This is a genomic window from Mesomycoplasma ovipneumoniae (assembly GCF_024758565.1).
Taxonomy (GTDB): Bacteria; Bacillota_I; Bacilli_A; order Mycoplasmatales; family Metamycoplasmataceae; genus Mesomycoplasma; species Mesomycoplasma ovipneumoniae_B.
Map to the genome: position 1 here is coordinate 719,671 of NZ_CP079199.1, position 20,572 is coordinate 740,242.

Annotated in this window: 10 protein-coding genes; 8 read left to right on the forward strand and 2 right to left on the reverse strand. The window is 29.5% G+C overall.

Annotation, left to right across the window (positions count from 1 at the left end):
* The first annotated feature begins 84 nt into the window (after positions 1–84).
* A complete protein-coding gene (locus KW512_RS02690) occupies positions 85–2,010 on the forward strand; it encodes an AAA family ATPase (RefSeq protein ID WP_258841283.1) in 1,926 nt (641 codons plus the stop codon).
* A 384-nt stretch (positions 2,011–2,394) separates the two neighbouring features.
* Here KW512_RS02690 and mnmE read toward each other — a convergent pair whose 3' ends face one another.
* On the reverse strand, positions 2,395–3,723 hold the full coding sequence (gene mnmE / locus KW512_RS02695; RefSeq protein WP_258841284.1) for a tRNA uridine-5-carboxymethylaminomethyl(34) synthesis GTPase MnmE: 1,329 nt from the start codon (positions 3,721–3,723) through the stop codon (positions 2,395–2,397).
* Positions 3,724–3,775: 52 nt separating this feature from the next.
* The gene (locus KW512_RS02700; RefSeq protein WP_258841285.1) at positions 3,776–5,392 is read right to left on the reverse strand and encodes an ABC-F family ATP-binding cassette domain-containing protein; all 1,617 of its coding nucleotides are present in this window, start codon (positions 5,390–5,392) and stop codon (positions 3,776–3,778) included.
* 172 nt (positions 5,393–5,564) lie between these two features.
* Between KW512_RS02700 and KW512_RS02705 the strand changes: the two genes are divergently transcribed.
* The 7 genes from KW512_RS02705 (at position 5,565) to KW512_RS02735 (ending at position 20,558) form a co-directional block, all read left to right on the forward strand.
* A complete protein-coding gene (locus KW512_RS02705) occupies positions 5,565–6,575 on the forward strand; it encodes a hypothetical protein (protein ID WP_258841286.1) in 1,011 nt (336 codons plus the stop codon).
* Positions 6,576–6,992: 417 nt separating this feature from the next.
* Entirely contained in the window at positions 6,993–8,093 is a 1,101-nt protein-coding gene (locus tag KW512_RS02710) for an ABC transporter permease (RefSeq protein WP_258841287.1), read from the forward strand.
* Complete coding sequence (locus tag KW512_RS02715; protein WP_010321053.1) at positions 8,093–9,058, forward strand: ABC transporter permease; 966 nt, start codon at positions 8,093–8,095, stop codon at positions 9,056–9,058. Before KW512_RS02710 ends, KW512_RS02715 begins: the two co-directional genes overlap by 1 nt.
* On the forward strand, positions 9,059–10,468 hold the full coding sequence (locus KW512_RS02720) for an ABC transporter ATP-binding protein (RefSeq protein WP_069097729.1): 1,410 nt from the start codon (positions 9,059–9,061) through the stop codon (positions 10,466–10,468).
* The gene (locus KW512_RS02725; protein WP_258841288.1) at positions 10,458–11,789 is read left to right on the forward strand and encodes an ABC transporter ATP-binding protein; all 1,332 of its coding nucleotides are present in this window, start codon (positions 10,458–10,460) and stop codon (positions 11,787–11,789) included. The genes KW512_RS02720 and KW512_RS02725 overlap by 11 nt, the downstream gene beginning before the upstream one ends.
* Complete coding sequence (locus KW512_RS02730; protein WP_258841289.1) at positions 11,776–17,871, forward strand: PDxFFG protein; 6,096 nt, start codon at positions 11,776–11,778, stop codon at positions 17,869–17,871. Before KW512_RS02725 ends, KW512_RS02730 begins: the two co-directional genes overlap by 14 nt.
* Positions 17,872–17,879: 8 nt before the next feature.
* A complete protein-coding gene (locus tag KW512_RS02735; protein WP_258841290.1) occupies positions 17,880–20,558 on the forward strand; it encodes a hypothetical protein in 2,679 nt (892 codons plus the stop codon).
* Positions 20,559–20,572 lie beyond the last annotated feature (14 nt).

Genomic DNA, 20,572 nt, shown 5'->3' on the forward strand with positions numbered 1-20,572 from the left:
ATAGAAACCTATATTGAAATTATTAGATTTTACTTAATAAAGAAGAAATCATGGATAGAAAAAAAGAGGACTAATTTGACATTTATGAACCTAACAGAGGAACAACAGAAAGTTATTAATTTAGCATTAAAAGGCAAAAATGTTCTAGTTGATGCTTGTATTGGGAGTGGAAAAACAACAGTAATTCAAGCTTTGTGTAATAAATTTACTGGTAAAGAGATTTTGTACTTAACTTACAACAAATTATTAAAAGCTGAAGCTAAAAACAAAATTAAAAACAAGACTGAAAACAAAAAAGTTACTGTACAAAACTACCACGGATTTGCATACGGACTTTTGAAAAAAGAAGATATTAATTCTTCCTCTGCAGATGCAATTAGAATATTTTTAGAAAATAACATTTCCGTTGGTACTTATGATGTTTTACTAATTGATGAATATCAAGATATTACTGAAGAAATATCTTACTTATTGGAAAAAATAAAAGAAGAAAATCCTAATATACAAATTGTTGCTGTTGGCGATGTTAATCAAAAAATTTACGATAATACAAAATTAAATGTTACTGATTTTATTAATAAATTTTTAGGATCATATGAAAAAATTAGCTTAACATTCTCCTTCAGAATGCCAAAAGAACACGCTAATATGTTGGGCCGAATTTGGAATAAAACAATTAAAGGGGTCAACAAAAATTGCCAGATCCAATATATGGAATTGGAAGAAATTAAGGAATTTTTGTCTAGACAAAAACCTGCTGATATCTTATGTTTAGGACCCAGATTTAGTGAAGAAATGACAGAAGTATTAAACTATCTTGGAGAAAATCATAGTGATATTTTTGATAAAGAAACCGTTTATGCTTCTATAAGAGATAGTGACGCAAATTTGTCGCCCAAAAAAAATTCAGCTATTTTTACAACATATGATAGCTCAAAAGGATTGGAAAAACCTATTTGTGTTATTTTTAATTTTACCATAAATTATTGAGAAAACCGGTTAGATAAAATTACTGCAAATTATGAAATTGTAAAAAACATATTCTGTGTAGCGGCAAGTAGGGGGAAAGAAAAAATCATATTTGTAAAGCCACCTTACAAAATTAAAGATGAAAAATTAGTTAAAGATAAAATATTAGATGAAGATACTCTTATAAAAAGCCAATCTAGTAGCAATCAAAAAGATAAACTAGAATATTCAATGTCTACAATGTTTCAACATAATTATGACAAAGATATTATCGAAATGCGCCAAATGCTTGATGTAGAACAAATTCATAGGGAGGATAAAACCGAAATAGAGGTAAAAAACAGTGATGGGTTAATTGATCTTACTCCCTGTATTGGGATTTTTCTTGAAGCATATTATTTTAATGGCTACGATATGGATAAGGAAATTCAAAATTGAATTCAAAACTACAATGTTAAGAAGCAAAAAGAATACGATGATTTTAAAAAAGAAAGAAAATCATTAAACGATTTAATACTATTTTATGTTTATTTACAAACAAATCATAAAAGATATATTAATCAAACGCAATCATATTTTGTCGATAGTAATGCTATTCAACAAATGCACAAAAGATTATCAGAGGAGCTTAGTAGGAACGAAAAAATTCAACAGAGTTGCTTTTTAGAATTTAATAATAACGTAAATAATTTTACAATGAATGTTCGCGGAATAGCTGATGTTGTAAAAGAAAAAGATAATACAGTTTATGAACTTAAATTTGTTAACTATTTAACAGATGATCATTTTTTACAAACAGCTTCGTATATGTTAGCCTTAAAAAAGGAAAAAGGTATATTATGGAATGTTAAAAAAAATGAAATGTACAAAATTAAAATTAAAAATCCTGAAAATTTTAGAGTTAAGCTTGCAGAAACAATCTCTAAAGGCCGGTATAAAGAAAAAAATCTCAGTCAAAATCAAGCCAAAAAAAGATCATGGAGCATATGAAAACTATTGAGAATCAACAAATTATTGATTTGAATCAAAAATTTGCTATAAATTAACGTAGAAACAAATTTTCAAAATAAGATTTTTCTATCGGAGTTCTGATTGCTAACAGCACTAATCTTAATTTACTTGATAGTGCAACGTATATTTATAGTATTTTAGGCCCAGTTCCTGTTGAATTTAAAAAACAAAATGTTTTGATAAAAACTCATAAAGAAATGATTTTTACGTTAAAAAATTTCTTAAAATATCACGATATAATAGATTTATTTTCATACACAAGCTTTGATTTTACACTAAACATTTAAAAAAATAATGGTTTTAACCCCATAAATTAGCATAAAAATTTGCTCGTGTGATCGAATTTAGCATACATTTATTCATTATTAAAGATGAAATGCCGTCATATGATCATGCTAAAGTGGGAAATTTTTATTATTTTCCTAGACAAAACCGTGAAAAAATTGAATCAAGCAAGTTTTCATCGTCTGTTCTGCCAAAAATAGTTTGTAATTCTCTTCAAGCATTACGTAAATCTACAATTGCAATTTCAGGTCCAAAACCAGATTCTAGACTATTTTTAGCCTCCACAATTGCTGTTTTTGCTAGTTCTATCTGTGAAATTTGGAATGAATTAGCGACAAACTGGTTTTCTTTTCCCAAAAAGGCAAAAATAGTTTTAATTTTGTCAATTAAGCTATCAATTTGTTTGTTTTTAGCGCTAATTAATATTTTATCAGCAAATTCTTCCTTATTTTCAATTAGGTCAGATTTATTATAGACTTGCAAATATACTTGATTTTCACTAATTTTTTCACTTAAATCAAGATGTTTAGATTTTTTTTGACTTGCATCAATAACATGTAAAATTAAATCAGATTTTTCCATGTTTTCAAAGGTTTTATTAATTCCAATTTGCTCAATTTTCTGCTTAGTTTTTCTAATTCCGGCAGTATCAAAAACTTTAAAAAGTAAATTGTCAATCACAAAATTACCTTCAACAATATCACGAGTTGTTCCAGGAATTTCACTTATTATCGCCTTATTTTCGTCAATTAAAGCATTTAGAAGCGAAGACTTGCCGCTATTGGGTTCGCCGATTAAAGATGTCCTTATTCCTTCATAAATTAGTCTTGAATTATCGGCTATTTTTATTAATTCATTAAAATTTTTTATTAATTCATCAATTTTAGGAATAAGAATCTGATTTGTCAGAATTTCAACATCATCATATTCGGGATAATCAATATTTACCTCAATAGTCCCGATAATTTCCTCGATTTGTTGGATTAATTTTTTAATAAAGTTTGAACTTGCGCCAGAAAACTGTTTAAGAGCAACATTGTGTTGTGATTTAACTTGAGCATGAATTAAATCATTAATTGCTTGCGCTTTAACTAAGTCAATTTTCCCATTTAAAAAAGCACGCAAGCTGAACTCTCCAGGATTTGCAAGTCTAGCGAGTTTAGTTTTTAAAATAGTTTCAAGAATTAAATTTGTATTTAAAACTCCGCCATGAGCGTTTATTTCTACAGTTTCTTCGCCAACAAAATTTTTATTTCCAGCAAATCATAAAACTAAAACTTGATCAATTTTAGTTTGATTATCATGAATCCAGCCAAAAGTTATTTCCATGGAATTGCCAATTTTCCCGGTAAAAATTTTTTCCATGATCTTAAAGGCGTTTGGTCCTGAAATTCTAATGATCGAAATTGCTTGATTTATTGCTCCTGATGCAATCGCACAAATAGTATCAAAAACCATTTAATATATTCCTAAATTAAATTTAAAAGTTAAAACAAAATACTTTTATAGACTAAATTCCTATTTTTTTCTCATATTCAGCTAGTGTACCTTGAAAAAATACAGCTGAATCTTGCTTAATATCCAAAATCGCATTTGCAACTTCCCTTATTAAGGCAAGATTATAAGTTGTAAAAATTGCTCCTGAATCATAAAGTTTTAAACCTTCAATGAAAGAATCAATTGATTCAGAATCAAGATGATTAAGTGGTTGGTCAAAAATTAAAAAATTTGATTCACTTAGCATCATTTTTGAAAACATAAGACGAACTTTTTCGCCACCAGATGTAACATTGACTTTTTTAAAAACTTGGTCGCCGCTAAAAAACATCCTTCCTAAAAAAGCACGCATTCTATGGGTTGAATTGTCCTTATTTTCGTCTTGTGTGTTAAAAATTGGCCACTGTGAAATTCAGGAAATTAAATCTAAATCTGAATTAAAAAAATCATCTGTGTTTGCTGGTAAATAATCAAATTTTATTGTCGAACCTCAAGTAATTGTGCCAGAAGTTGGGGCTTCTTTTCCGGCAATAATGTCAAGTAATTTAGTTTTTATTAAATCATCATCAACAAAAACTACCATTTTTTGGCCTGGTAGAAGTGTAAAAGACACATTTTTAAATAAAAACTCACCAGTTTCAGGATTTTTATAACTTAAATTTTCAACATTTAATATTTGTTTTCCAGGTCTTGGAAAAACATTAAAGCGAATGTAAGGATATTTACGTGATGAAGGTTTAATTTCCTCGAGCTGAATTTTCTCAAGGGATTTTTTTCGCGAAGTTGCCTGGGCAGATTTAGAAGCATTTGCAGAAAATTTTGCTATAAATGCCTCTAATTTTGCAATTTGTTCTTCTTTTTTTGCATTAGCATTTTTTTGAAGTTCTTTTAATAACTCAGATGATTGTTTTCAAAAGCTATAATTTCCAGTAAAAATTTTAACTTCACCATAATCAATATCAACAGTATGAGTGCAAATTTGATCCAAAAAATCGCTATCATGGCTAACAACCAAAACAATATTTTTATAATTAATCAAAAATTCTTCAAGCCATTTAATAGCTTTAAAATCTAAGTGGTTAGTTGGCTCATCCATTATCAAAATATCAGGATTTCCAAAAAGCGCTTTTGCTAAAAGTACTTTGACTTTATAGGAAGATTTTAATTCTGACATTTTTGAGTATCAAAATTCCTTAGGAATTTCAAGTGCAGAAAGTAAAATTTGCGCATCATTTTCAGCACTTCAACCACCTAAAAGTCCAAATTGTTCTTCAAGTTCTCCAGCGCGGTTATAATCAGCCTCAGTTGCATCCGGGTTTGCGTAAATTTGATCTTTTTCTTGTTGAATTTCGTATAATTTTTGGTTTCCCATTATTACAACATCAGTAACAATAAAATCGTCAAATTCATAGTGATTTTGTGATAAAACCGAAATTCTTTGATTTTGTGATGTTTGAATTGATCCTGATGAAGGTTCGATAAAGCCAGCTAAAATTTTTAAAAAAGTTGATTTTCCAGCTCCATTTGCGCCGATAATTCCATAAGTATTTCCTTCTGTAAATTTTAAATTTACATTTTGAAATAAAACTTTATCAGCAAAAATTTTTGATAAATCCTTAATTTCAATCATTTTTGAGTCTCTTTAAATTATAATTTAATAAAATATCTAAAAATTATATTACAATTTCTATTAAATTAAAGTAAAAATCTAATAAAAATAACTTCTAAATTTAATATTAGACCTCTAATTTTCAATAAAGATTAAAAAAAGCTAAATAAAAGATTAAAAAGCGAGGTTTTTGGTGGCAATAAAAAAACATATTTATAAATTTTTCAGTGGATTAGCAATTTTGCCAATCTTTCTTATTTCCTGCTCTCAACCAAAAACAGAAACAAATGATTCTTCTATTCCATCAATTATTATTCCAATTCCAGAAAACAAGGATGAATTCCAAAAACGTGCACCGCGTTCATTTGATCTTTATGTTTCAGAAGTAAATGCTATTAGGTTGAAATGATTTTTAAATAAACCTAGCCTAATTAATCTTTTGCCCGAGGAAAAAAGCAAAATTTATACTTCTAATGTTGCAAAAAGTTTTGTTTTTGATAATAAAAATCGAATTTTAGCTTTTCAAGACAATTTTGACTCATCTGAGGAAATTAATCCAAATTTCTTGCAAAATATCTTTCAAAAAACATCCGCTGCTTATTCTGGTAAAAAAATAAATGACGAAAATACTAAGCTATTAAATGATTCTGGTAAAGATAATTTTGAAAAACATAAAATAATTTCAAAAATTTTTACGCAAAATTGACGCTATATTGAAACTAAGTTATTAAAACCAAATATTATTCAAAAAGACAATAAAAATTATCTTTTAATTAATGCATATAAATTTATTTTTTCATCACCTCTCGGCGGTTCAAATCTTCAAACTAATGAAAAAAATGACACAAAATCTGATAAAAAATGAAAAATAAGTGCCCCAAACACAAATCCAACTCCTATTTTAAGACTTCATTGGCATAATCAAAGTTTAGAAAATCCATTCAAAATTAAGCTTAATTCAAAAGATAATTTAAACTCTGAGTACGATTTGCAGCTAATTAATAATATTGATCAACCCGAATCTGTTGCTGATTATAGTTTTAATTTTTCTGATTCAAACCCAAAAATACCCGATAGTCCGCTCCAAATTTCACACATAGACCCTATTTTTCGAGTTGTTATTCAAAGTTTTGCTATTCCATATCAAGACAGTGTTGCTAATTTTGAAAGCGATAATTTTAAATTTAATTATGAATTTGACTAATGCAAAAGCTTTTGCAAATAAGAAAATTAGGCTATTTACATAAGGTAATCATTTTTGTAAAAAAAAAAAAAAAAATAAATTGATTAATTTTTTACTTTTTGTGTTAAAATGTTAATTGTATTTTATGTAATAAGGAAATTGATATGCAATTCATCTTAAATATCTTTAATATGTGAGAATTTAGATCAATGGTTTTTTCTAAAAAAATCAGTTTTTTTGCATTTTCTTTTTTCAATGTTTTTTATAAATCCATTAATTCATACAAAAATAAAAATATTTTTAAAAATATTAAAAACTCGCCCATTTCAAATTTAATTTTGTAAAATTTTAAAAAATAATATTAAATTTAATTTGAAACGGGCCAAAAACCCGTTTTTTTATTTAAAAAATATTTAAAACTAAATAATGAGGAAAAAAATGACGCTAAAAAATGATGGTGAACATCGCACAGATCTGTTAAAAATAGGTATAAGCCCTTCAATTCAAGGTGTAGCCAAAAAGAATATTGATTATAATTATATTTATACTATTCCGCCAACAAAGAAAAAGAAAAATCCACTATTAAAGTATTTGGGTTTTGACTCGTTTTTTTTCCGTTTTTCGAAAAAAATTGTAAAAATTTTTTTCGAATTTGTAATAGTGGCTTGAATTGTTGCAACGTTAGTTTTTCTTCTGATTGACTCAATTCCAGGTGAGCCAGGTTTTCTTGATGGCCTAAATGAGGCTCAAAAAACAGCGGAAAAACAACTTTATGGGCTTGACTTGCCTCAAGCGCAACGATACTTCAACTACCTTTGAAATTTTATCAATTTTGATTTTGGAATTTCATATAGTCTTAGACCTCGTGTAGAAATTAGTGACTTTATTTGGCAAAGGTTTTTTACATCCTTTTCTATAGGTATTGTTTCAGTTATTTTAACACTTTTAGTTGGAGTTCCACTTGGGATTGCTGTTGGAAAAAATCCAGGAAAGTTTTTTGACAATTTAGCCACAGTCTGAATAGCGATTTTTTCTTCAATTCCTTCGCTAGTTTTTGCAATTTTTCTTTTAATTTTTGGTCAAAAAGCCGGAATTCCTTACATTTTTAATATACAGGATTTTTCAACTTTTGTCCTACCTGCCATCGCCCTTTCGATTGGATCTGTAATTAGTTATGTGCGATACATTCGATTTGAACTTAATAATGAGTTAAATTCTATGCATGCCAAATTTGCATATTTAAAAAATTTAACAAGAAATCGTTTCGTTTGAACTCACGCACTTAAGGCATCACTTTTTCCAATTGCAACCTTTTTCCCGTTAGTTGTTTTAGGTTCTTTCATTGGATCAATTTTTGTTGAAAAAATCTTTTTAATTACAGGATCTGGGGGAATCATGATTGACGCAATTCAGTCAAAAGATAATAATATTATTCTTTTCTTAGTAATTATTTACTCACTTTTGACAATAATTTCTTATACATTACGTGATATTAGTTACGAATTGCTTGATCCGCGAATTAGAAGGAGGGCAAAATAATGAATCAATTTCCGTCAATTGAAAAATATATTGACCAAAACTTAAAACCTAATCCATTTTTGCAACCCTTTTCATACCAAATGTGAAAATTAATGGTTGCTCAATCAAAAAGTTTTGATCGTAATTATTTTGGCAAACCCCGTAATAATTTTTATGAAGTTTTTCTCAGATTTTCCCGTTCCTTTTCAGGTGTTTTTGGAATTGTTACCATTATTTTCATGTTAATTTTGGCAATTATTATCCCTTTTACAACCGGATCGCCAACTGAACTTCGACCTAATATGAAAAATTTAAACTATTTTACACAAGGATTTATTTTAGGTACTGATTCTCAAGGTCGTGATGTTTGGGCATTTTTATGACACGGACTGCAGTTTTCGTTAATTTTAAGTTTTATTGTTGCGCTTTTTGATGTCGCGCTTGGAACTCTTTTTGGAACACTAATGGGTAATTTTGACCTTTTTGACAAAATTTTTACCTTTATTATTAAAATAATTTCAAACATACCAACAATTTTAGTAATTATTTTGATGACATTAGTTTTACGCCCGAGTTTTTGAGTTTTAGTTTTATCATTTTCACTTACAGGCTGAATCGGTCTTGCAAATCAAGTTCGTGCCCAAATAAAAAGAGCTAGAAATTTTACATGAGTAATTGCATCACGTGTTTTAGGAACTCCTTCTTATAAAATTCTACTTAATTTTGTGCCAGTAATTATTCCACTTTTAATTACAAATATTGTTTTTGTAATTCCAGGCACTATTCTTGGTGAAACTGGCCTTGCTTTTATTGGTCTGTCATTACCAAACGTTCCAACTTTAGGAAATGCAATTAATTCAGGAATTCCAATTGTAACCTTGTATCCTCGCTATGTTTTAATTCCTTCATTCTTTTTAATTTTGTTAACTTCTTCAATTCAAATGATCGGAAATTCAGTTCAAGACGCTCTAAGGAGGCAAAGATAAATGATTTCTTATTTTTTGGCCAAATTTTCTGATTGCAAAAATGCCGAGAATCCAACATTGTGTTATAAATTAGCAAAAAATTTAGAAAAGTTTAAAAAAGATTTAGAACTTTTAGAACAAAAAAAATTGGATAAAAAACAATATCAAGAAAAATTTTTGGAACTTAAAGAAGAATTTTTGGCTTATGAAGTTAACATAAAAAAACATTATAAATCAAAAAAATCCTATAAAATCCAAGCTATTTTAAATAGAATTCAACAATATTGACACACAAGCTTTAACCGTTCCCATTTTGATTTTGAAGCTTTTTCTAAAAATGTTCTCTACAAACAAATTGGTAATAAAAAGTACAAAATTGTTGCTCAAATTAAAAATTTAAATTTATCCTTTGTTAATCCAGCTAATCCTTCAATCCGAAATATTGTAATTCGTAATGCTTCAATTGATTTTTATGAAGGAAAAATTCATGCAATAATTGGCGAGTCTGGTTCAGGAAAATCGGTAATTACTTCTTGTCTTTATGGACTTGTTGGCGAAAATGCTGTTGTTGAATCAGGGGAGATAAGATTATTTAACAATCCAGTTCACAATTTTGACTTTCGTGCTTGAGAACTTTCAAATTATCGCGGCAAAATAATTTCTGCTGTTTTCCAAAATCCGATGTCAACTTTGAATCCAACCAAAAAAATTGGCAAACAAATAATGGAAGGAATGCTGTTAAATAAAATTGTCAAAAATAAAAAAGAAGCATATGAAAAAGCGCTTTTATACTTAAAAATGACAAAAATTGTCAATCCTGAAATGGTTATGAAATTATATCCTCATGAACTTTCAGGTGGAATGATTCAACGGATTGTCATTTCAGCAATTCTTTCGCTTGAGCCCAAAATTATTGTTATGGACGAGCCGACCACAGCACTTGATACAACAGTTCAGGCTTTAGTTCTTGATATTATCCGTGATTTGCAAAAAAGACTAAAAATTACGATCATTTTTATAACCCATGACTTAGGAGTGGTTGCTTCACTTGCAAATTACATCACAATTATGTATGCTGGTCAAGTTGTTGAAGAAGGAACAAGAGACGAAATTCTTTTAAATCCAAGACATCCGTATACTTGAGGGCTAATAACTTCAATGCCTGATATAAATAAAGGCGATCGTTTACAGTCAATTCGTGGGGTAGTTCCTTCTTCATTAAATTCAATTGTCGGTGATGCATTTGCGGTCAGAAATGATTATGCCTTAGAACAAGATTTTTTTGTTGAACCAAAATTTTATAAAATAAGTCCAACTCACCGTATAAAATCAGCGCTTCTTGATCCAAAAGCACCAAAAGTTATGCCACCAAAAATTATTTACCAAAAATGACTCCAATTTCAAAAAATGAGGCAAAATAATGAGCAATAATTCTAAATTTTATCTTGAAAAAAACACTTATTTTTTTGGTAAGATTGTCCGCCAAACTTGGCGTCAATTAACTCCTGGTGTTAAAAAAATGCTTGAATCTAGCGGCAAAAAACCAATTGTTAGCTTTGAAAATGTCGATATTACCTATGGAACTGGTAATCGAAAAAACAAAGTTATTCATGACATAAGTTTCAATATTTATGAAGGTGAAGTTCTTTCTTTTGTTGGTGAGTCTGGTTCAGGAAAGTCAACAACCGGTTCTGCGCTTGCAGGTTTGGTTCCTCGAAGTTTTGGAAAAATCACTATTAATAATTTAGAGTTACCAAAAAATACTCGTAAAATCCGCGCTAAAATTCTTGATGAGTTAGTTTCAAATGTGCAAATGATTTTCCAAGATCCACTTTCTTCACTTAATCCTTATAAAAATATTTATGATGTAGTTACCGAAGGAATAGTCAACCTCGAACAACGAAAAAAAGGTTCAATAAAACAACTATTTTCACAACATTATTACCAAAATACCTTTGAAAATCTAGTAAAAATTCTTAAAAGCCAAAAAATTCCTCAAAATTTAATCAATCAAATTAGCGATCAATTTTACAAAAACACAAGACAAATTTCAGTGTCAGATTTGTTTGCTAATTTAATAAATTACCTGAAAAAAATTAGCTCAATTCACCCAAATATTGTTGACTTTATCCAAAAAAAGTCTCTATTTTTAAAGAACTTTTTGGAAAAACCAACAAAAGATGTAACCTATAAATACGTTACAGACATGCTCGCCTCAATTGGACTTGATAGCTCAGTTTTGTCAAGATTTCCTTTAGAATTTTCAGGAGGACAACAACAAAGAATTGGAATTTGTCGGGCTTTATTACTTAGACCTAAAATTCTTGTTGCTGATGAGCCAATTTCGGCACTTGATGTTTCAATTCAAGCCCAAATTATCAACATTTTTAAAGATTTAAAGGAAAAATATAACTTAACAATATTTTTCATTTCCCATGATCTTCGAATGGTTGAATACATTTCAGACCGAATTGCTGTTGTTTATCGAGGTCGAATTTTAGAAATTGGTCCAACAAAAGAAATAACCCAAAAATTTTTACACCCTTATACAAAATCATTGATTGAATCAATCCCAACAATTGAATCAAAAGGTGAATCACTTGCTGGATTTATTTATGATCCAAAAATGCATAACTATTCAGAATCAAACCAACCTGAGTGGATTGATTTAGGAAATAACCATTATATTTTAGCCACTTTTTCTGAAGTAAAACGTTGGAAATTAGGAGACTATAATTATGAAAAAAACTAGTATTTTAATTAGTTATTTGCTTGCTGGCGGCGGACTTGCGGGAACGGCTGCCGGAATTATGGGCGGAATTAAACTTTATGCAAATAATAACGAACTTGGAGTTTACAATCTTGATGTTGCCTCAGATAATATTTATGAAATTAAACAAGATGAGTTAGTTTTTGCTAATTTTTTGAATGCCCAAGGCGAACGAATCGCAACTTTTGCACCTTTAGAAGACAATAAAGACGGCAAATATGGTATTTTTTTAAACCCAAAAATTAAATCAGAAAAACGAGTTTTTACTGAATCAGAATTTGCAGATTGATTTGCCCAAACATATAACCGTCAAACTCCAATTTTTGAACTACAATTAGGGGTTATGAAATTTGTTAATGAGTATTGGGATGCTATTTCACCTTCAGAATTTCTTGAATATGCAAAATGATTCAATAAAAATGTTTCCTGAGGACCTGATGCTTTGACATTACAACATTTTGCACTAAAAAAAGGGGTAACACGATCAGGTAATAACTTATTATTAGGTCAACATTCAGCTGTTAGAAAAGAAGAAGCAAAAATAGAATTTTATCCTGATTCATTTTTTGGTTCATTCCCAATTTATTCAGAATTAGCTGGAAAAGGTAACGGACTTGACAATTTAACTTACAAAATTTTTGATGATGCAATTTCAAAAGAATCGCTTGATGAATATTTTAGAACAATTCCACAACAACAAGTTTTAGCAAATTATGACAAAACCAAAGTTATTGCCGGAATTCCAGCCACTGATCTTGTCAAAAATGAAACAATTTATCTTTATGATGTAGTTAAAATTCTAAAAAATTCATTCGCTGATGATGAACAAATTTTAACTAAATTAGAAAAATTTAAAGACCCTGAGAATTTTTTGGTTTTTAATAATCAAAACCAAAAAATCGAGGATGTAGAGAAAAAATTTGAACTCGCAATTCTCATGTTTGCACATGAAAATGAAATTCAGTTACCTAAAAATTATAGCTTCAAATTTCCCGAAGATTTTAAAAAAACCTATAAAATACGTGATATTTTTAATACAATTAGACAGGAATTTAAAAATGATGACAATAATGTTCCGCGCGGAGTTCTTTCTTTAGACCTTGAAGGTCTTGAGTCTGATCCAACCTCTGAAGACCAAAAAACTCCTGCTAATGGTAAAGAAACAATAGATTTTCTATTGACTCAAAATGTAAATCCTGATATTTCAACACTTATTGCCGCCGAATTAGCGACTAAAATTTCCCAAAAAGTTGATGAAATTGTTAAAAACGGATTTTATGACCTATATAATATAGATCATCCAGTTGGAAAAACAATTGGTATTTATCAAAAAAGTCCTGAAAATAGGTTATTTTTTCCACTTGGATCTGGTACTGAAAGTCCTTCAATTGAAGCGCAAAACGAATTTCTAGCCGAATTTGATGCTAGTTTGTGATCATCATACCAAATTAAGTCAGTCAAAAAATTATCAAATTATGAATTAGAAGTTGAACTAACAGATCCAAAAGAACCTGAAAGTCCAGCTAAAACAATCAAATTCAACCTAGATCCAACAGGTGCAAATTATGCTCAAAGTCTTGAAGAATTTGATAGTTTTAAAATTGCTGTTGACTGAAAAAACCGGGCAATTCCAAAGGTTATTCAGGAAATAGAAACTCTAAAAGACGGACAAACGGTAAAAGTTTACCAACTTTATGGTGAAATTTTTGATGGACTAATTGATAAAGTTTTAAAACATAAATCAACAAATGGCGAAAATCTTGTTGGTACTTATGTTGATTCTGGAGTTGACCCAAACACAGGTTTAAAAAAATATACCACAAAACATGGCGAATTTATTGGTTATTCGCATTCATCAAGAATTCCTTATATTGCACTTTTAAAAGCATCTTCACCATTTTTTAAAACAACTGGAATTAACTATTTAAAATATGTTGGCGCTCATGAATATGGACACCATCAAACTCTAAATTATGCCCAAGACAACTCTGATCCAGATTTAAACGTTGTTTTGAATGCTCTTTCAACAAATACCGGAATAAGTTTACAGTCTTTCTATAATTTTGATGTTCTTCAACAATATCTTAATGCAAGATCTTCTGGTCTAAGTTTGCGAAAAGCAACTCCAAGTTTGAACCCTGAAGATAAAGGAATTTATCCAAATTTTAGCTTTGACAGCGAAAATAACTTTGAGGATGAATCTGAAATTTTTGGCGCCAAAGAAAATCAAGATCTTGATAAGTTAATTTCTAAAAAATCTCGTAGATTCCTACAAACTATCGATGGGCTTAAAACTGCTGCAGATATTCGAAAACTAAAATTATACGACCTTTTTTTGCTAAACTCAATTGATCCAGACTCAGGAACAATAAATCCTGGAATTTCAGGTGCTTCTAAATTCTTCCGAAATAGAAATTCAACCTTAGAACAAAATACTGAAGATGAATCAAATCAAGAGACTGAAAAACAAAAAGGATTTATAAATTCTAACGATATTCGAGGCATTTTTGCTGATTCATTAACTGATGGAGCCGGGAATAAAATTCAATTTGACGCACAAGGTAAAATTCGAGTTGCTGATTTTGAAGCAACTGCTGACCGAAGAACTTTTAAAAATTTGAAAGTTCACTTATTTTACGAAAATGGTAAGCCAGTAATTGATCCTTTAACTTTCAAAAATCCTGAAAGTCTCAGTGAATTACAGGCAAAAATCCGTGAAATTCAGAATAATTTTGAGGCTAACATAGTTAAAAACTTTCGTGATAACGGGTGAGACACAAGTACTCAGTCTTTTACTAGATTTTCACCATCAAGTCCAGCTTTTGAAAAATCACTTAATTCAATTTTGCATAATCCTGTTGAAAATCAAGCATTTTTTGGCACAATTATTGGTCAAAACCCGCAAAATTTAAATGTTAGTGTTGAAATTCCTGATTCAGTTTTTGACTTGTCACAATTTCTTTTACAAGTTCAACTTTCGCTTAGTGCGCCTCAACCAGTCGCTAATTTAGCAAAAGAATTATTGGATAAAGAAGATTCTTTGGGATTTAAGTTTCATGATTTTTTTAAATTGCTTAAAGGAACTCAACCAAGTTCTTCGAGCCAAATTGCTACAATTATCACAGAATTTCAAAAAACATTTAATTTTCAAGATACAATTCAACCGCTTCTCAACAAGATTATTAGCATTTCTGAACAAAATGATTCAGATTTATACACAAATTTAAGTAATATTTCAACTTTTAAAGATTCACTTTTCAAAAAAATAAATCAAATAGTCTCAATTCTTGAAACTTTATACACTGTTTATTTTCAAACTTTAGCTACATCTTTTTCATCCAAAGGGCAAAGTGATCCTGCGATTGGGATTTTGACTAGAGCCTTTTCGAACCAACTTAAAAGCAAACTATATGAAAACTTAGACAAAATTATAAAATTCACTGACAAAGATGGCAAAAGCATTGCTCCTAGTCACTTATTTTTATCATTAGATGAATTTAACATTTTATCACCAAATAATCCAGATATTTCTCAATTAACTAACGGTCCGATTTTTGCTGGTTCATATTTTGGAAAAATAATTTCAGTAAATGGAAAGCAATATTATCAAAATCCAAAGTATGACTTTAATGTTAGAATTCAAACTCAACTTCAAAGTCAACTTGATAACGTTCTTGATCAGAGTGAATTTGATGAGAAAAAAGATTTATCAACTCGCTGAACTTCACCTCTTGGAAATCTTTTAAAATTTTCAAATGTTACTGCTGAACATCCGTTTTTTGGAATTGCTGAAGATTTTAAATTTAACGTTTCAGGTGCAACAATTGATAAATCCAAAATTTACCTCGATGCTTGAGACAAAACTCTTTTTGGTTTTGATTATGAAAATAATTATTTTGGATATCAAAACGAAAATAGGCAAACAGAATTTTCATCAATTTCAGATTTTATAGAATTTATTTCAATTGATCCATTTGCACTTAAAATTACAAAAATTAACGGTGAATTTGTTAGAAATTGAGATTTTGACTATGTTAACTCTAAGTTTGACCTTTATAAATATAGTTTTGATAATTTGTCTAAAAATTTCAAATTAAAAGAAAATCAAAATGGAAATTCAGCGCTTAAATGAACTAAAGCCGAAAAATTTGAATCAAAAATTGAAAAATTATTGTCAATTTTTGATATTTCTCAAGAAGAATTACAACAAAATTTGCAAAAATTTGCAAACAATTTAATGGAAGCCTTTGAGCAATCAACTCTAAACTTGTTGATCAAAAATACAAAAATAGATAATAAAAATATTGATCACCTATTTTTATCATCTGTTGGTTTTATGGGATTTAAAAATTTTTCCCGAAAAACACAAGCAACTTTACCGGCAACCAAATTTGGTAAACTTACAAACATTGATGATAAAATTAAAATTGCATGATTGACTTTTGCAGGTTTTGATGAAACAAATTCTTTAGTTTTAGATGAAGAATCATTTGTTGATTCAGATTTAAATGATTCAGAAAAATCACAAGTTTTTGGATGACTTAAGGGCTTTTTAAGTCAAATAAAAATAGATGCAAAGGACTTGGATTTGTTCAAATTGCAATATTTAGTAGGGACAAAAACCTTTGTTGACTATTCAATTGGTAGAACTAGTCGAATTCAGCAATTCCAACGAATGAATACAGATCTTGAACTTTCATGACTTCGGGCAAAAAATTCAGCTAGATTCGAGACAAAACCTGATGATTTTTTCAGTAATTATGTCTATAATTTTCCCGAATCTTTAACAAGAGACTATGTTCAAATTCATTATTCTCCAAGTGACGAAACGCTTGATAATATTATGCCAGGTTATAAAAATATTTCTGAATCTAATACTGGAAATGAGTATTTTGTTGATGCAATTTATACAAGAAAATGGATTAAAAATTTCATTCCCGCTTTTGACATCGCCCAGGCATACTCTCAAACTTTAATTAGTCCATTTACTAACTATTTTTTGACTAATTATGTAACTTCAAAAAATTCTGAAAATTTAAATACTTTATACCAAAACCTAACACAAACTTTCCAAAAAGCACAAGAAAAACAACTTTATGATCAAGTTCTTGAGTTTAGTCAGCAAGAAAAGGCCGAAATTGAAAAAATCCAAAGTGAAGAACTACCTGAAAAATTCATTGATAAAACCTTAAAAAACATCGAAAATCAAGGCAGAATTCAGGAAGTTAATGCCAAAATTAAAAGCCAAAAAGATGATATTTTTGCTCAAACTTCAATTGAATTATCTCGAGTACTTTCAGCTTACAAAGGTGAACTTGGCGATTCACAAACATTTAGTAGAGCAAATATTCAACCAGTTGTTGGAAATCTTCGTTGAAGAAATGGCTATATAAATCAAAATATTTCTACAAATAACGGGTTTTTTAAAGATCGCTTCCAAAGAAAAGTGCTAAATTGAGAATTGTATGATGACAATTTGGAACCTGTTGAAGATCAAACTATTCGAATAACTAACCTAAAAGGTGAAAAAGTAACAAACAGACCAGAAGCCTTTTGGTATTATTCTCTCAAAACGCAAGGTGTTGGCCAAAGATCGCTTTCAGGAATTTGGCGTGATTCTAAACAAGATAAAGTTGCCTTTTGAGGTTTTCTAAAAAATGAAGATGCCCAAAAAGCGAAATATTTAACTCTTGAAGATGAACAAACAGCCCAAAAATTCTACATCAAATTAGTGAGTGATTCTACAAATAACATTTTTTATCTAAAAAAACAAGCTGATTTATCAACAAAATGGACGCTAAAAGACGAAGGGTATAGCTCATGAATTTCATCTTGGTCAATTATCGGTGAGTTCAAAAATGCACTTCTTAGACCAGGAATTGACGGTCTAAAAAGATTCAGAATTTACTTTTCAGATGAAAACAGGCAAGAAATTAAAGACTTATTTACATTAGGAAATTCAAAATATCTTGCTGAAAACGGTAAAAACTTCAATTTAGCCCCAACATATATTGAACAAAAATCAAATCAAACATTCCTTGTAATCAGACCTCAATTTAAATAGGAGCTAATATGAATAAATTTAAAAAGTTACTGATTTTAAACACTTTTGTTGCAGTACCCACATTTACTTTACTATCTTGTGCTTCTGCTCTTGAAAGAAATCGAGAGGAATTTGACTTTGGAGTTTCAACAACAACAATTAACACTCTAAATTATGTAAAGAATAATTCTTCACACCAAATTCTCAATTCTTTAGTTGAATCTTTTGTAAAACCAGGACCATCTGCTTCAAATTCATACGGAGCAAAGCTAAATTTGCCTTCAATTACCTTTGAACTTTATAGCACAAATCTTCAAAGTGCATCTGCAAATCAAATTCTTCAAAATCCAACAAGCATTAGTGCTGATGGTTCTTCTTATCCAATTAGCGATTTTTCTTTGACACTTGGGTCAATAGCTCCTTCAAGTGGTGGCTCAAAATCTTTTATTGGAATTCAAAATGCTTCTCAATCAATCGTTTCAACCTCAATTTTTTTGAATAAAGGTGCTTCAAGATGGTCAAATAATCAACCTGTTATTGCCCAAAATTTTATTGACTATATTTTATATGTACTAAATATTAATGTCGCTTCGCCTAATTTAGTTAAAGTTCTTTCAACAAATATTAAAAATGCCCAGAGAATGATCTCACTACAACAGGATTATGTCTCAAAATTTGGAAATCCTTATCTAAATCCCTTTGGTCAAAAAAGATACATAAAAGACGAAAAAACTGGTAAAGTTAGTCTTGATTTTGACCAAAAAGTTTTTGAATCACAAAACCAAGGCGATGAAGAATATGTTGCTCAATTCAGAGAAGAAGCGCGAAAATTTGGAATGTACACAGGTCAAATTTTTGAACAAATGACCAATAAAGAAGCTGTTGAATTAGTTCAAGCTAATTTGTCTTTGAATCCCGATTTTAGTGCTAATTCAACTGAAATTAATGTTGTCGAAAATGGCCAAAGATCTGTAATTAAACTAACAAAAAACCCATTTTTAGACCCTTCACAAATTTTTGACGGCCCTAATTTAATTCCAAGATATGATTTTTTGCCTGGGGACGAATATGGACTTAGAATTCAATTTGAAGACTCAGCGGCAAAAAAATTCATTAACTTGTACAGACAGATCGTTTATCCTGATATATTTTTCCCAATAAATCGTGAATTTGTTGAGATTCATGCTGGTGGAATTAATAATTTTGGTACTGATTTATCGAAATTTTTAACTAACGGACCTTTTGATATTTCTGAACTTAATTTAGGTTCTCAAGGTTCCATGATTCTAACAAAAAAACAAAGTTATTATTCATCAGATAAAACTGTTCCTAACAAAATTAAAGTCTTTTTTGCCGAACAACCTGAGCTTTTATCTTCACTTTTCCTTGATGGCTATATTGCAAAAACTAAAATTCCTTCAACATTTCAGTCCAAATTCTGATCTGAAGAAAGAACAAGAAAATACATGGAAAAACAAACCGGATATGGTACAATCGGAATCCAAGTTAATTTGGACAATGTCAAAAAAGGAAAATCCTATCTTCAAGATTCAGATCTTCGAAAAGTTATTTTTTATGGGATAAACCGGATTGATTTACTTAATTTATATGGTCTTGATCACTCTTTTCCACAGACAACTTGAACTAATTTTGACAGTATTTTAACAGCTCGGGGATATCCTTTGGAAACCTTTTTAGAAAACAGAAACTACCGTTCAGAACTTTTAGACTCAAACGGCAAACAAATTGAATTTCCAGTTTTAGCCCAAAATTATGGCTCACATTTAGCAAAAGGTGTTTGATTTGAATCTGTTCCGCGAGTTGATACTTCTTATAGTCCGCAAGCTGCAAATTTTTTCCTTGAAAGATTCAAAAAAAATAATCCAGGCGTTAGAAAAGTTAAACTAAGTTTCATTTATAAAGATGATGCCGAAGAAAAAGTTGCTATCGGTCTGCAGGACATTTTAGCCCGAAATACTAATAATTTTATCGAAATTGACCCTGTTAGACTTCCTGATGGAATTTACCAACAAAGACTTTCAACTGGTGACTTTGATTTAACAATGAAAAACTTTGACTTTTTCAACATCGGTGGATCTCAACCTCATTCATATATAAAAGCGTTTTTCAACACAGATGAAATTTCACCTAGTGATAATAAATTTTCTGGACTTGAGTCAAATCCAGCTTCTTCAATGACCTATTGAAAAATGTGAAATGAAATTTCACCTGAGCAAAGAGCTGAAATTGCTAAAAGACTCGAAATTTCTGACGTTTTTTTAAAGAAATTTGAAGAACTAATTACCCGAAAATTAAAAGTTGACGCCCAAGGAAAGACTATTTTTAAACAAGTCTACCTTGATGTAGATCAAAAAATTCCTGCTACCGATTATAATAATAAGCCAATTTTAGTTCCAGAATTCTCTGAATCATTAGATGAATATAATAACAGAATTGATTCATTCTTTAACGCAATTTTTACTGCCCAAGAAAGACGAGAAGGCTGAACTCAGAATAGAGTTTTTGAATTTGTGCTGGTTTTTGAAAAAATAATTCGTGAATTTTCACCAATTATTCCAATTATGGAAGTAGATACTTTTTGAACTATCAACCGAATTAGGGCAGGATCAGGAAATTCCTTCCAGTTTGCTTTTGATGTTGAGAATATTAAGGTTAATTTTGTAACTCCTGAAGACGGTAAGGAATAATTTTGCAATTTTTA